At 71.4% G+C, this 14,285-nt stretch carries 15 protein-coding genes; 7 read left to right on the top strand and 8 right to left on the bottom strand.

All coding sequences use genetic code 11. From position 1 onward, the window contains the following. Positions 1-34 precede the first annotated feature (34 nt). Both D2L64_RS00340 and D2L64_RS00345 read right to left on the bottom strand, forming a co-directional pair. On the bottom strand, positions 35-1,492 hold the full coding sequence (locus D2L64_RS00340) for a cellulase family glycosylhydrolase (protein WP_119572414.1): 1,458 nt from the start codon (positions 1,490-1,492) through the stop codon (positions 35-37). Between the two features lie 224 nt (positions 1,493-1,716). Further along, positions 1,717-1,950, bottom strand: a complete 234-nt coding sequence (locus D2L64_RS00345; RefSeq protein WP_119572415.1) for a hypothetical protein — start codon at positions 1,948-1,950, stop codon at positions 1,717-1,719. 316 nt (positions 1,951-2,266) lie between these two features. On the opposite strand from D2L64_RS00345, the gene D2L64_RS00350 reads away from it, so the two are divergent. After that, a complete protein-coding gene (locus D2L64_RS00350; RefSeq protein WP_119572416.1) occupies positions 2,267-3,220 on the top strand; it encodes a hypothetical protein in 954 nt (317 codons plus the stop codon). 80 nt (positions 3,221-3,300) lie between these two features. Here the strand turns inward: D2L64_RS00350 and D2L64_RS00355 are convergent, their stop codons facing one another. Beyond that, on the bottom strand, positions 3,301-4,806 hold the full coding sequence (locus D2L64_RS00355) for a vanadium-dependent haloperoxidase (protein WP_199714352.1): 1,506 nt from the start codon (positions 4,804-4,806) through the stop codon (positions 3,301-3,303). Between the two features lie 440 nt (positions 4,807-5,246). Here D2L64_RS00355 and D2L64_RS00360 point away from each other — a divergent pair, with 440 nt between their 5' ends. Together D2L64_RS00360 and D2L64_RS00365 are read left to right on the top strand one after the other, a co-directional pair. Beyond that, on the top strand, positions 5,247-6,092 hold the full coding sequence (locus D2L64_RS00360) for an AfsR/SARP family transcriptional regulator (RefSeq protein WP_158603425.1): 846 nt from the start codon (positions 5,247-5,249) through the stop codon (positions 6,090-6,092). Between the two features lie 35 nt (positions 6,093-6,127). Further along, positions 6,128-6,685, top strand: a complete 558-nt coding sequence (locus D2L64_RS00365; RefSeq protein WP_119572797.1) for a hypothetical protein — start codon at positions 6,128-6,130, stop codon at positions 6,683-6,685. Between the two features lie 160 nt (positions 6,686-6,845). Here D2L64_RS00365 and D2L64_RS00370 read toward each other — a convergent pair whose 3' ends face one another. After that, positions 6,846-7,574 (bottom strand): HD domain-containing protein, encoded by a 729-nt coding sequence (locus tag D2L64_RS00370; RefSeq protein WP_119572418.1) that lies wholly within the window; start codon positions 7,572-7,574, stop codon positions 6,846-6,848. Here D2L64_RS00370 and D2L64_RS00375 point away from each other — a divergent pair. Beyond that, positions 7,536-9,686, top strand: coding sequence for a hypothetical protein (locus D2L64_RS00375; protein ID WP_119572419.1), 2,151 nt, complete (start codon positions 7,536-7,538; stop codon positions 9,684-9,686). The genes D2L64_RS00370 and D2L64_RS00375 overlap by 39 nt on opposite strands. A gap of 232 nt (positions 9,687-9,918) precedes the next feature. Continuing rightward, positions 9,919-10,872 carry a DUF559 domain-containing protein gene (locus tag D2L64_RS00380; protein ID WP_119572798.1) on the top strand — a complete coding sequence of 318 codons (954 nt, stop codon included), beginning with the start codon at positions 9,919-9,921 and terminating at the stop codon, positions 10,870-10,872. Positions 10,873-10,946: 74 nt separating this feature from the next. Here D2L64_RS00380 and D2L64_RS00385 read toward each other — a convergent pair whose 3' ends face one another. Next, positions 10,947-11,267 (bottom strand): hypothetical protein, encoded by a 321-nt coding sequence (locus D2L64_RS00385; protein ID WP_233558679.1) that lies wholly within the window; start codon positions 11,265-11,267, stop codon positions 10,947-10,949. Next, positions 11,264-11,542, bottom strand: a complete 279-nt coding sequence (locus D2L64_RS00390) for a DivIVA domain-containing protein (protein ID WP_233558680.1) — start codon at positions 11,540-11,542, stop codon at positions 11,264-11,266. The genes D2L64_RS00385 and D2L64_RS00390 overlap by 4 nt, the downstream gene beginning before the upstream one ends. Before the next feature lie 315 nt (positions 11,543-11,857). On the opposite strand from D2L64_RS00390, the gene D2L64_RS00395 reads away from it, so the two are divergent. Then, entirely contained in the window at positions 11,858-12,097 is a 240-nt protein-coding gene (locus tag D2L64_RS00395) for a winged helix-turn-helix domain-containing protein (protein ID WP_119572420.1), read from the top strand. Positions 12,098-12,166: 69 nt separating this feature from the next. Continuing rightward, the gene (locus D2L64_RS27445) at positions 12,167-12,310 is read left to right on the top strand and encodes a hypothetical protein (RefSeq protein WP_199714378.1); all 144 of its coding nucleotides are present in this window, start codon (positions 12,167-12,169) and stop codon (positions 12,308-12,310) included. A 15-nt stretch (positions 12,311-12,325) separates the two neighbouring features. On the opposite strand, the gene D2L64_RS00400 is transcribed toward D2L64_RS27445, so the two are convergent. Next, positions 12,326-12,514 carry a hypothetical protein gene (locus tag D2L64_RS00400; RefSeq protein WP_119572421.1) on the bottom strand — a complete coding sequence of 63 codons (189 nt, stop codon included), beginning with the start codon at positions 12,512-12,514 and terminating at the stop codon, positions 12,326-12,328. 133 nt (positions 12,515-12,647) lie between these two features. Beyond that, positions 12,648-14,189, bottom strand: a complete 1,542-nt coding sequence (locus tag D2L64_RS00405; RefSeq protein ID WP_119572422.1) for a pectate lyase family protein — start codon at positions 14,187-14,189, stop codon at positions 12,648-12,650. Positions 14,190-14,285: the final 96 nt, after the last annotated feature.

The raw sequence follows: 14,285 nt of genomic DNA on the forward strand, positions 1-14,285 counted from the left end.
TCGCACCCGGCGGCACCGCCGCCGGGGAGCGCGTTCAGCTGGTCGGGAAGTTGTCCGGCGTACGGATGCGCTCGCGCATGAACACGCCGGAGGTGGTCAGCACCGAGGTGCCGGTGTAGTTGCCCCCGTTGCAGGTACCGGGGCGCAGCGCGGCGCTGCCCTCGGCCTTGTCGGAGAACGTCCAGTTCGCGTAGCCGATCTTCAACCGGTCCAGCAGGTCCAGCCACTGGGTGCTGCTGGCCAGGTCGGCCGCGCCGTCACCGGTGTAGTCGACCGTGCCGAACTCGGTGACGAACAGCGGCAGCCGGGCGGCGGCGCGTTCGACCTCGGCCCGGTAGTTGTCCCGGTGCGACGCGGCGTAGAAGTGGAACGCGTACATGACGTTGCTCGCGTTCACCGGGTTGTTGACGATCTCGGTGTGGTTGGCGCCCTCCGAGACGCCCAGCGAGGACCAGGCGCGGGTGCCCACGATGACCACGGCGTCCGGGTCGTTGGCCCGGATCACCGGGATGACCTGGTCGGCGTAGTTCTTGATGGTCGCCCAGCTCACCCCGTTGGGCTCGTTGGCGATCTCGTAGATCACGTTGTTCTTCGACGCGTGCCGGGCGGAGACGGCGGCGAAGAAGGTCTTGGCCCGCTCCAGGTTGAACATCGGATCACCCGGCGTGAGCAGATGGAAGTCGATCATCGCGTACATGCCGCGCCGGGTGGCCTCGTCGACCAGGTTGTTGACCCGGTGGGTGAACCCGGCGGGGTCGGTCTCGTAGCCCTGTTCCTGGACGTACATCGCGATCCGGAACAGGTCCGCCCGCCAGTCGGTGGCGAGGGCGTCGAGCGAGGCCGGGTTGTAGCAGTTGCCGAACCACTGGATGCCGTGCGTGCTCATGCCGCGCAGCTGGATCGGCCGGCCGTACTGGTTGCACAGGTTGACCCCGCAGACACGCAGCTGTCCGTTGATGCCGACTGGGGTCTGCGCGCCGGGCGGTGGCGGCGTGGTCGGGGGGTTCGTCGGCGGTGGTGTGGTCGGCGGTGGTGTGGTCGGCGGGGGCGGGGTGGTGGGCGTGGTCGAACCGGTGCAGACCGTGCCGTTGAGGGTGAACGAGGTCGGCGACGGGTTGGCGCCGGTGAAGTTGCCGTTGAAGCCGATGTTGGTGCTGGCGCCGGTGGCCAGCGCGCCGTTCCAGCTCTCGCTGCGCGCGGTGACGGCGCGGCCGCTCTGGCTCCACGTCGCCGACCAGCCCTGGGTGACCCGCTGCCCACCGTCGGGGAAGGAGAACCCGAGGGTCCAGCCGTTGACCGCGTCGCCCAGGTTGGTGACGGTGACGCTGGCGGTGAACCCGCCGGACCAGCTGTTCGTCGTGTAGCTCACCGAACAGCCGGTCGCGGCCATCGCGTTGGTGACGGGCAGCGCCGCGAGGGTGCCGAGGGTCAGCGCGCCGATGGTGCCGGCCGCGACCAGCAGGCGCCGCGGGCGGTGCGGTGGATGCTTCATGTGGACCGTCGCAATCTGGTGTGGTGGTGGGTACGGCAACTCCGACGACATCGGACGGAAGGTCGGGAGCGCTCCCACAGCAGCTTACGGCGTTGCGAAACGGTCACGCAATATTTCTATCTATCGAAGTGTTGCGCCCGGCCGAACGCCGCGGTCCGCAGCGGTGGAGTGAACGTCGACGCCCCGGAGGGTGATCTCCGGGGCGTCGGGCGGGCCGGGTCGCGTCACGCCTCACCGGCGGCGCGCCGCCGATCGGCCTCGGCGTCGGCGGCCCCGACCGGGGTGGGATCGGTGTCCCGCCGCGCGCCGGTCAGGTCGACGTCGGCGCCGGCCCGAGCGGCGTCGGCCGCCGCGTCGTCCGCGCCCACCAGTTCGCCGGCTTCCGCACTGTCGTCGTCGACCAGACTGCCGCCCGCCGCGGTGATCGCGATCGGCGTGTACCTGGGATCGGTCGTCATCTCGTTCCTCCTCCTCGCCGCTGTCCCCGTGGTACCCGCCGCGGCGGTCCGCCACACCGCTGGGAGGCTTCGACGGCGGTGCATGTCGCCACCTGTTGTCCTGTGGCAATCACCACGTCCGGGAAGGTCGGCCTTGCTCGATTCGTCCGCTCGGTTGTGGCGTATCGCGCCGACTCCACCACTCACCGTGTCGGATCTGGCCACCGGGCCGTCCACGGTGCGGAACCGCGCGGACGACGTCGCGGGCCGGATTTGCGCCGCTCACTACCCTGACCCTGATCACCAGTGAACCTCTCGACACTGACAAGGGCCACACATGAGTGACAACTACCCTCCGTACGGAGGGCAGCCGGATCCGAACGCCTGGGGTACACCGCCGGGCTCCCCGGTGGGGCAGCCGACACCGCCCGGTGCCCCGCTTCCGCCCGGTTCGCCGGTCGGTCAACCGCTTCCGCCCGGTTCCCCGGGGAGCTACCCGCCGCCGCAGTTCGGCGCGCCCGCCCCGCCGTCCCCGCCGCAGTTCGGGGCACCCGCCCCGCCGCCCTTCGGCGCGCCGCCGCAGAAGTCCTCGAAGACCGGGCTGTGGCTCGGCCTTGGTGTCGGTGCCGCGGTGATGGCCGTGCTGGTCGCCTGCGGCGGCACCATCGGCTACTTCCTGCTGGCCGACGACGACTCGTCGCCCGTCGCCACCGGCCCGAGCAACCCGCCCGTCGAGGGCGACGGCCCGTCGGAGGCCCCGTCGGAGGCCCCGCCGGCGCAGGAGCAGCCCGACGACAACAACGCCATCACCGCTCGCAACTCCAGCGACATGTCGGCGGTCTGCGACGGCAGCCCGATCCTGAACGCCGCGTCGTACACCGCGCCCAAGGGCGCCAAGGTCTACACCTTCGCCAACTCCCCGGAGCGCCCGGAGTCCTGGCTGAGCAAGTCGGTCGGCTTCAACAAGCCGTACTACGCCAAGACCTCGGACTGGGCCTCGGTCGCCGTGGTCGGCTGCCTCGCCTTCGAGGAAGGCAGCGAGGGCGAGCCGCGCAAGTGCGAGTACAACGACCGGGACGACAAGAAGGTCACCGTCGACTACGTCTCCGCGCGCTACACGCTGACCTTCCACGCCGCCAAGACCGGCGAGAAGATCGGCGACGGCGGGCGGATCAACGCTCCGGCGGTGCGCTGCCCGAGCTTCATCTCGTACAACAAGCAGACCATGCGGGCGTACGCCCAGCCGGACAGCGGTGCCATCGAGTTGGCCCTGGACAAGTTCACCTCCTGAATCCGGATCACGACGGCGGGGCGGGGCGATTGTCCCGCCCCGCCGCCCTGTCCGCGTCGGCGGCGGTGGCTGCGTCCGCGTCAGCGGATGTAGAGGAACCACTCGCCGAGGAAGCCGTCGCAGAAGAACTCGTAGTAGTCGCTGGTGGCGACCCGCGCGTCGCCGTCGGCCCGGCAGTCCTGCTCGAAGGTGAACGGACCGATGAAGTCGAACTCCGGTGCCGCCTGCAGGTGGTTGGCCGCCGCGTGGTCCGCCACCGCCGTACCCGTCGCCAGGCCCTGGTCGGCGTCGAACTGGTAGTGCACGCCCAGGTAGATCCGGCTGCGGGCGTCCTCCGTGGCGGCCGCGCTGAAGCTGGTGAAGGTACGCGTCACGCCGACCGCGTGCGGGTCCTCGGTGGTCGCCGTGAAGGTCATCGCGTCGGTGCCGAAGTAGTTGCGCATCGCGCCCGCCCAGGCCGCCCCGAAGGTCGCGTGACCGGAGATGTACGCCGGGAACGCGGGGGAGAAGTTGTTGCCGTCCCGGTCGGCGGAGAGCGGCTTCCAGTTCGGATCCGCCGTGGTGGCGGAGTTGCCGTCGGTGCCGGCGAGTTGGATCGCGGTCTCCGGGCGCCACAGGTCGACCGGCGTGCGGTACTTGGCGTCCCACGCGGCGATGCCGGCGTCCGCCATGCTGATCGCCACGAGAGCGAAGAGCCGCGCGTTGCGGGTCTGGTCGAGTTGCTGCTGGCGGGCCACGATCTGGGTGTGCGCGAAGTGCTGGCCCGGCGGCTTGTACGTGCCGTCCAGGTCGTTGGCCCAGAACCAGGCGATCTCGGTCTGCTCCGCGGTACGGGTCGAGCTGTCCTCCCGACCCAGCTCCTTCACCTCGTTGACCTGCGCGGCGTACAGCGGGCTGGCGAGCAGCGCCGCCGTACTGGCGAACCCGCCGGGCAGCGGCGGGCGGACCTGTGCGCCGGAGGTCAGCGCGAACGGGGTGACCAGCCCCCAGTTCGGCGTCGCGGCCGGGCCGGATCCGGTCGGCCGCCAGTCGCCGGGGGCGGTGCCGTGGACGTACGCGGTGTTGTTCGTCGACCCGTCGCCGGCCCGCGCGTCGATCATCGCCCGGGCCGCCGCCGTCCCGGCCCGAGCCGACTCCACCTCGTTCGCGGCCTGACTGCGACCCTGCTGCGCGCCGGCCAGGTCGGCGTCGAAGTCCAGCTGCGGGAACGTCGACCGCAGCACGGTGACGGCCGCGTAGTCGATCGCCGTCTCGAGCACCGGGTCGAGATCTTCCCGCATCTCGACCTGCACCAGGTAGGGCTCGGCGTTGCAGCCGATGCCCTGGAGCTTGGCGTTCCAGGCGCACCCGACGGAGTTGGCCGCGTCGTAGATCGCGCCGTGCATCATCGCGCCCGCCCGGGCCAGTGGTCCGGGCGCGCCGCCCACCTGCCGATAGCTGCGCAGCAGCACGTCGTTCCAGAACAGTACGTGGTCGGCGGGCGGCGCGGCCGCCGCGGGCGGTGGCGCGACGAAGACCGCGGCGACGGCCGAAACGGCCGCGATGAGCAGACCGCCGAGGGCCCGCCTGGAACGATTGTGCTGCAACTCAACCTCCGACGAGTTTGTGGTGGCGGTGATCGTCGGAGGTGTGGCTACAGGTTCCCTATCGGTTCGCTATCGGTGTGTGGAACGGCCGTGCCGGCTCGCGTTCAGGCCAATGGTCTAATCGGACTAGTTCCCGCTATATCGCCATGATCGACCCCGTCGTGTCGATGCCGAACAGCCGACTGTGATGTACGACACAGCACGGAGATCAATGCCTGTCTGGCCTGGTCAGCTGAACAAACATTAAGATGCTGACATTTACTGATGGGGTGAGCCGAGATTCCACCACTCCTTCGGAGTCTTGCGTTGTTTACGGGGAGGAATCGATGGAATCATGGGTGGCGCGTGATCTGACGGCGAATGTAGGACCAGCCCGACCGGATGTCGCCAGCCCGAATTCATCAGTGCTGTTCCGGCTTCTCGGGCCATTCGAGATATCCATGCCCGGCGCCCCGATTCCGATTCCCAGCGGACGCGCCCGGGCCCTGCTGGCACTGCTGCTGCTCAACGCCAACACGGTGGTGAGCACCGAGCGGATCGTCGACGGGATGTGGGGCGAACGACCACCCGCCACCGTACGCACCCAGGTGCACGTCCGGGTGTCCGCACTGCGACGCTTCCTCGCCGGCATCGACGACGCGACGATCCACACCCACCCGGCCGGCTACCGGCTGACGATCGACCCCGGCCGGATCGACCTCGCCACCTTCCTGCTCCTGGCCCGCAAGGGCGGCCAGGCGCTGGCCGACAACCGTCCGCACGAGGCCGCCCGCGCCCTGCACCACGCCCTCGGCCTCTGGCAGGGCGACGCACTGGGCGGGATCAATGCCCCCTTCGTCACCGCGGCCGTGGTCCAGCTCGAAGAGCGGTGGCTGATCGCGCTGGCCAACCGGATCGACGCCGACCTCGCCCTCGGCCGCCACCAGGAACTCGTCCCCGAACTCCGCGCCCTGCTGCTCCACCGGCCAATGCTGGAGATCGCCCGGGCGCAGCTCATCACCGCGCTGCACCGAGCCGGTCGACGGGCCGACGCCCTCGTCGTCTACCGGGAGGGAACGCGGCTGCTCCGCGACGAACTCGGCGTCGACCCCGGCCACGCCCTCACCCAGGCGTACCGGCAGCTGATCGCACCGACCCATCCGACGACCCGGCGCGGCGACCGAAGCCTCGCCCCGCCGGGCTGGTCCGTCCGCCGCCCGCGACCCGACCGCCCCGCCAGCACCCGCGCCGTCACCCAGCCGAAACCCACCTGGTGGCGAGTCAACTGCGCCACCAGCGAGGAGTAGCGGCGGCCTTGCCCCCGGCTGGCAGGGTGATCGTCATGGGGAGCATCGTCGCGCAGTTGCCCGCCCTCATCGGCGTACTGGTCGGCACCGTCGGCACCATCGTCGCCACCACGCTCGCCGACCGCGCCCGATGGCGGCGACGCCAGACCGTGCGTTGGGACGAGCGGCGACTCGACGCGTACGCCGAGTTCGCCCGCGTCCTCAAGGAGGTGCACACCATCGCCAGCCGGCTCATCGGCGGCTACCTCGACCCCGACCAGGAACTCGCCGCGCTGACCGAGGCCAGCTTCCGGCACACCATCGCCTGGGAGAACGTCCTGCTGCTCGGGGACGCCCCGACGGTGGCCGCGGCCCGGCACTGGCGGGACACCGTGTGGGAGGTCGAACGCCTCGCCCGCCAGCGCGCCACCGGGAGCGGACCGCGCGCCACCGACGACCTGCCCGGCCTGCTGCACCGCGCCAACGAGGCCCGCGACCAGTTCTACGCCGCGGCGCGCGCCGGGCTCGAGGTCGGCGGCGGATCGGTCGCCCAGGCCACGCTGCTGATGCCCCGGCTCGACCGGACCCGCACCGCCCCACCGGCTCCGCGCTGACCCGCCGGCTCCGCGCTGACCCGCCGGCTCCGCGCTGACCCACCGGCTCCGCACTGACCCGCCGGCTCCGCGCTGACCCGCCGGCTCCGCGCTGACCCGCCGGCTCCGCGCTGACCCACCGGCGGTGGTGCGGACCCGACGCCGTTCACCCAGGCGCCGCTCAGGCGTGGTGGGCGGGCTGGTCGAGGATCGCGCCGAACCGCTCCTCGGCCAGGTCGAGCTGGTCGAGGATGTGCCGGCGTACCGGCGCCGACAGGGGAGTGTCGGCCCGGGTGACCAGATCCCGGAACACCGGCACCAGCGGCCGGTACTTGCGGGCCGACGACTCCACCTTCGGCCCCACCGAGTGGATGACGCCGACGCCGTTGTCGGTGAAGTCGGAAACCTTGATGACCCGCGCCCACGGCTCCCGGTCCAGGCTGGCGGCCACGTGCTCGCGGTACTGCTCGTTGCGGTCGCGCCCGGGATCCCAGGCCGGATTGGTGACCGCCGCGACCAGCCGCGCCACCCGGGCACCGAACCGGTCGGCGAGCACCGCCAACGCCGCCGCGCCCGGGTCGCCCACGAACCCGGCACCGGCCAGTTCCGCCGGGTGATCCTCGACCGAGTCGTGCAGCAGACCGGCGACGATCACGTCGACGTCGCGTACCTGGTAGTGGTGCATCATCCGGATCGCCACCCGGAGCAGATGGTTGAGGTACGGCTCCCGGGACCGCCGGTCGTCCCGGTGCAGTACGGCGGCCAGCGCCAACGCCTCGTCGAGCCGCCGCCGCGCCTCGGCGTCGAACGCGGCGATCTCCAACCGGAACCGCTCCCGCAGTCCGGCCTCGCCGTACATCTCGGTGATCGCGTGCATCGGCATGGTGGCCAGGTACGGCGGCATCTCCACCCGTTCCTTATACCCGACGCCCGCCCTGAATCCCCGCACCAGCGGTGCGCAGTCGGGCCGACCTGCCGTCGACCGAGCACCCCGGTCGGCACCGAGCACCCGGAGATCGAGACCGAGGAGCCGGATGAGAGAGCCGCCGAGAAGGCCCGCGAGGAGGCCGCCGGCAAGGCCACCCGCGCCACCGCCCTGGAGGCTGCCGGGCTCACCCCCCGGGCGGTCTCCGCCGCCCACCGGGTGGACGCCACCACCGTTGGCGAGCTGCTGGCCCTCGGCAACAACACGTTCGCCACGCGGCCCGGCCTCGGCGCGAAGACCCGCAAGGAGCTGCAGCGGCGGGTCAAGGAGTGGCGTACCCGGCTGGGGGAGCGGGAGACCGTGCCCACCTCGGTGGCCGCCCGCAAGGCAGCCACCGTCGAGGTCACCGGCGAGACCACCGCGCCGGGCGGCGCCACCGACCTGGTACGCGTCGGCCTCGACGCGATCGCCACGCTGCTCGTGCCCGGCAACAACGGCCGCAACGCCGCCGAGGTGGAGGCCACCCGGCTGCTGCTGAACCTGCCGGACGCCACCGGCACGCTACCCGCGCTGCAGCTCTGGCCGCAGCAGCCACAGGTCGCCACCGCAGTCGGGGTCAGCGCCGGACGGATCGCGCAGATCCTCGGCAGGCAGCGCAAGCGGTGGCACGACCTGCCGGTGGTGGGTAGCGTGCGTACCCAGCTCATCGAGCTGCTGCGCGACGGCGGGCGGGTGATGGGGGTGGCCGAGCTGGCGGCGGCCCTGCTCGTCAGCCGGGGCTCGGTGCGTACCGGCGACGAACTGCGGCTCGCGGTGGCGGTCGCCGCCGTGCGGGCGGCGGTCGAGATCGACGCCCTGGAGGACGAGCCACGGCTGCTGCTGCGCCGACATGGCCGAGCCGACATCGACGGCAAGCCGCACCCGCAGGGTGACCGTCTGCTCGTGGCGCTCGAAGCGGGTGAGGACGACGCTCCGGACACTCCGGCCGCACCGGCCCTGCTCGACTACGCCGACGTGCTCGGCAAGGCTGCCGACAAGCTCGCCGCCAGCGAGGTGTTGCCCAGTGCGGCGACGGTGCTGCGTACCCTCGCGGCGGTGGCCGCGCCCGGCGGCGCGGCCGACGCGATCGACGACCGGCGACGGGTACTGCTCGCCGCGGTGGCTTCGGAGCGGGCCGCCGCGACCGCTCGGCTGGAGCTGTACCCGCGCAATCTCGACCCGGTCCGCGCGCTGCGGCTGGCCCAGGCCGGCGTGGTGCCCCCGGCGACCAGCCCGGAGGGGCACCGGGGCCTCACCCCGGAGCAGGTCGTCCAGCGGGTGACCGCCCGCTTCCCCGAACTGGCGGCGCCGCTGCCGCCGCACCCGAAGCTCGACCGGCTGCTCGCCGAGGCCGGCTTCGAGCTGCGCTGGAACCGTGACCGCTACGTCCCGCCGCCACCGCGTGCCGGCTCGTCGTCGATGTCGATCGTCCAACGTCGCCCCTCCGCCACGAACGCACCGAACCGCTGGGCCGCCGAGTCGCCGGAGCTGGCGGAGGCGATGCGGGCCGAGGAGCGGCTGACCGGCGCCAGGTCCGCCGGTGGGTTCCGCGCGTTGACGGTACGCCTCAACCGGTACGCGTTGGCCCGCCAGGAACTGGCCCGACGCTTCGACGCCCGACCGGTCAACGTGGCGGCGGTGTTCCTGCGTGAGCTACGTGGACTGGTCGACGCCCGGCCGAAGCCCACCTGGGAGACGGTGCTGGGCGCGGACGTCGCCGAGGCGGGCTCCCGCAGCGCCATCAAGCTCGGCGAGTACGTCGAGCAGGCATGGCATCTGGCGGTGCCGTCGCTGCACGCGGAGTTGCGCGCCGACGCCGGGCCGGTGCTGCTGCACGACGCGGCAGTGCTGGCGCGCTACCGGGCGATGGAGCGGCTCCACGAGTTGGCGGACGCGGCCCGCGGCGGGGCGGGGGAGCTGTGGCTGCTCTGCCCGATGGAGGACCCGGGCACGCTGCCCAAGCTGGACGGCGCGGTGGTCCCGGTGGGCGACAACGAATGGATCGCCCTCCCCGACGCCTGGGCCGTCAACGCCCACCGCAGCTCCATCCCCGCCTGACATCCCCCCTTTCCACGGCGGCGCCCGATCGTGGCGATGCCTTTGAATGTGGCGCGTGGCTGTCCGACACGCCGACGCGGAGGCAGCTGCACCGCCACGTTGAGGCCCACGAGATGCACGCGCCGTAGCAGATCACGACGGGCGGTGGCGCTTGTCCACAGCGGATGCCTCGTCCACAGGTTTGGAGCTTCGCCGTTGCGGGACTTCGGCGTTGGGCGGCACGGTCGGTGGCGTGGATACGGTGTTGGCGGAACTGGTGGAGCGCGGCCACGGGCTGGTGACCCGTTCCGTGGCCGAGCAGGTCGTACCGGAGTGGATCCTGCAACGGGCGTGCACCAACGGCGACCTGGTGCGGGTGCTCCCCGAGGTGTTCGCGGCAGCTCGTCTCCTTGACGAACAGTGCAAACGCACCGCCAGCCCGCCGCTCAGCCGCCTCGACCCGGCCCTCGGTCGCCGGGCGGTCGCCGCCTGGCTACGCGGGCGCGGCGCGCTCAGCCATCTCACTGCCCTCGACGTGTGGGGGCTGCGCCGACAACTGCCCGGGGACCTGTTGCACGTGAGCACGCCAGTCGCTGGCGGCCTACGAAACTGGCCCGGAGTCCGGGTCCATCGACGCCGCCACCTCACCCTCGCCCCACCGTCGGTGCTGACGCGACAAGGGCTGCCGGTGACCACCATCGAGCGTGCGCTCGTCGACTCCTGGCCGATGCTGCCCCCGAGCGAGCAACGGACGCCGATGATCAGGGCGGTCAACAACCGGCTGACCACGCCCGGGCGGTTGCAAGGGACGCTCGACCACACGAGGCGGCTGGCTGGCCGAGTGGCGCTCCGCACGCTGCTGAACCGGCTCGCCGACGGCTGTCGCAGCCCGCTGGAGATCTGGGGACACGAGCGGGTCTTCACCGGCCCGGGAATGCCGGCGTTCCAGCGGCAGGTGCAGATCCGCCTCGGCCGGCGCAACGTCTACCTCGACCTGTACGCCGAACCGGAACGCGTCAACATCGAACTCGACGGTGCCAGCACCCACGGCGACCCACGCCAGCGCGAGATCGACCTGCGCCGCGACGCACACCTGGCCGCCCTCGGCATCCTGGTCGTCCGTTTCGCCCACCGTCGGCTCGTGCGCGAGCCGGAGGCGGTACGCCGGGAGACCCTCGCCATCCTGGCCAGCCGGCGGCCACCATGATCCCCAGAAGCACACCTGGCTCCACCCGTGGGCTGTGGCGCCGGGCCGCCGAGTGCGAGCGGGACTGGGGCGACTCACCTCGGCGCCGTACCTGCACGGGACGGTCGTGCCGACGCTCCGCGCGGCCCACCAGGTCCATCTCGCCGGCTGACCTGGCGAGGGGGAGCGGGCACCGAGGCGGGACGCAGCCCGGCGAGTTGGACGTAGATCTCGCGTTTGGTGGTGGCGTTGCCGCGCCGGTCGATGACGTACCCGGTCAGCCAGATCCAGCCGTCGTACGCCTGTCGGTCGCTGGTCGAGACGACGCGCAGGGTCAGCGCCCGGTCCCCGGCGAACTGCACCGAGGCGCGACCGTCGATCCGGAGCAGGTCGCCGGGGACCGGGCGCGCGGTCACCAGCGGGCCTGGTTCGGTGGTCGGCAGTGCCGGGCGTGCATGGACTGCCAGTCGCGCAGGGCCCGCTTGAGCCGGTCGTTCTCCTGGGCGAGCTTGCGGAACTGCTGGTGCAGGTCGGCCAGCTCGTCGGCGACCGTGGCCTGGAACTCGCGTACCTGATCGGGGTCGGCCCCACGGCGGCGCGGGGCGAACGTGTGGTTGCGTACCTCGTGTGGGGTCAACCGGGTCGGGCGGCCGGTCCCGTAGGGCTGGCCACCTCGATACACCTGGGCCACGACGGTCCTTCCTCAAGGGCTCTCTGGAGCGCGGAGGGTCGGTGCGGTGGTGCGTGGAAGGGCGGGCCGTGCGTGGCCGGCGTCCGCACGGCCCGCCCGCTCGGCCGCCGCAGCCCAGTTCGGCGGTACGACGACAGAGCAGCTCACTGGGTCGGGACGGGCACACACACCCGCCCCGACCAGGGGGATGAGCCGAACTCGTTGCCACGCGAGAAGCGGCTCCGCACCAACATAACTAGACATGTCAGGTGAGTCAACGTTGCTTGTTCGGCGCGTCGCGGTGTGATCGAATCGGATTGCCACGCGAGGAGTGCCATGCGAGAAGTGCCGGACTACTGGCGCATCGCCGATGATGTGATCGCCGACGTCAAGTCCAAGAAGTTGAAGCCGGGGGACAGGCTGCCCTCGATCGCCGACACGCGCGCCACCTACGACGTCAGTCACGGGACCGTGCAGATGGCCTACGCCCGACTCGAAGCCCTCCGGGTGATCCGGCGGCATCAGGGCAAGGGTGTCTTCGTGAACGATCCGAAGCTCTGGATGCGGGAGCCGTAGGCAGCGGCTCGGCGATGGAAACGGCCCTTACGGGTGCCCCGTCCCATGCGCCGGACGACTGGAGTCGTCGTGACCGAGAAGGCGCTGGCCGGTCTCAAGTTCAGTGCGGCGCTGCCCAGCCGGATGGCTGCCGCCACGCTCGCGGCGAGGCTGGCGGACGTCGACTCCGCCATTGCGGTACTCCGCGAGCCCGTACGTTTCGTCAAGCTCTAGGCATCGCGTGGCGGATCAGCGTGGGGCGATCCGCGCGGAGAGGTCGAGGGCGGCCCGGATCGGGTCGTTCGACCAGCGGCTGGCGAACACGTCGGACAGGTGCCAGCCGGCGCGGAGCAGTGTGCGTTGCCGTTCCACGTGTGCGGCCACCCCGTCCGGATGCACCGCGCAGCTCACCCCGACCGCCGCCGCGTCGTCGCCCACGCGGAGGTCGCGGCGGCGGTCGGGATGTGGTCGCCCGACAAAGGGGGGCCGAGGAGAGGTGGGGGCCGCCGGGGTGGCGGCCCCCACCTCCGGGGGGTGTGCCGGCAGGGGTGCCCGGCTGGCGCGGGTGGGGTCAGCTGGCGTACGTCTCGAACTCGGCGACCCTCGGCGTGCCGGACGAGCTGGTGATCTCGAAGGTGATCTTGCGGAGCGACGTGGCGGTGAAGGTGATCACGCCGGCCGAGCTGCCGGTGGCCAGGACGGCCCCGGTGTCGTGGTTGAGCACCCGCCACGCCCGGACGTTGCCGACCGAGCCCGACGCCTCGCGGATGTTGATCCGGGACACCCGGGTGGCGGTGTCCCACTTGATCGAGATCTGGCCGGTGGCGCCGGACGGCGACCAGGCGGTGCTCATGTTGCCGTCGCGTACGTCGCCGTAGCTGGTGCCGCTGGCCTTGCTGGAACCGTCGGAACCGGCACCGATGCTCAGGTTGGTGCCGCTGGGCTGGCTCGGGGTCGGCGTCGGGTTGCCGGTGGGACCGGGCGTGGGGCCGCTGGTCGGGTTCTGCGTCGCGCAGCTGCCGTTCGAGGTGCGGATGCCCTTGTTGGCGCCGGCGGTCTGGCTGACGATGTTCGGCACGCAGCTGGCCGCGTCGAGGCTGTACGGGTACGGGATGCTGATGCTGGTGTTCGACGTCGGGTTCGGGCCGGCCGGGTTGTTGTCACTGCTGCGGCTGGACCAGGTCACGTTGTCGAAGGTGTTCCCGCTGACCTGCCAGTAGCCGGCCTGGTTGGTGTAGAACGTGCCCAGCACGTCCTTGGAGTTGCGGAAGTAGTTGTTGTCCACCTTGGCGCGGCCACCGGCGCGGGAGTTGATGCCCGACTCCCGGATGTTGACGTAGTGGTTGTTGTAGATGTGGGCGGTGCCGCCCCGCAGCAGCGGAACGCGGGAGTCGAGGTTCTCGTACAGGTTGTGGTGGAAGGTGACGAAGTCGTTGGACAGGTCGCTCTCGCTGGAGCCGATCAGTCCGCCGCGACCGGAGTTGCGCAGGATGCTGTAGGACAGCGTCACGTACTGGGTGTTGTTCTTCATGTCGAAGAGGCCGTCGAAGCCCTCCGACTCCCCACCGGACGCCTCCAGCGTGACGTGGTCGACCCAGACGTTGCGGACGTTGGCCTCCATGCCGATGGCGTCGCCGCCGTTGGAGATGGGGGAGCCGGACTTCTTGACGTTCCGGACCGTCACGTTCTGGATGATGATGTTGCTGGCCTCGCGGATGTGGATACCGATCTGGTCGAAGAGGGCGCCGTTGCCCACACCGAGGATCGTGACGTTGCTGATCTGCTTGAGTTCGATCACGTCGGCCGCGGTGTTGCAGCTGGAACCGGAGACCCTGGTGGTGTTGCCGTGGTTGATGGTCCCCTCGACCTGGATGATGATCGGGGTGCTGCTGCTGGCCCGGTTGCACAGCGCCGCGTGGATCTGCGTACCGGTGGTGGCGCGTACCGTCTGCCCGCCCGCGCCGCCGGTGGTGCCGCCGTTGCGGGTCGCGAAGCCGGTGGCGCTGCCCACGGCCGCGGACGCCTGCGGCGTCGTGACGGCCACACAGATCGCCGCCCCGGTGGCGGTGGCGGCCAGTGCCGCCAGGACTCGTCGCGTGACTGGTCGTCTCATCCTCGTCTCACCTTCCGTGCTGGTGGTGGTGGGTGGTGGAAGAAGGGCCCTGGTTGACGTCGCCGGTACGGGCGAGGCCCTGTCAACAGCGGTGTG

Origin of the sequence: Micromonospora radicis, assembly GCF_003583405.1 — a bacterium.
Lineage (GTDB): Bacteria > Actinomycetota > Actinomycetes > Mycobacteriales > Micromonosporaceae > Micromonospora > Micromonospora radicis.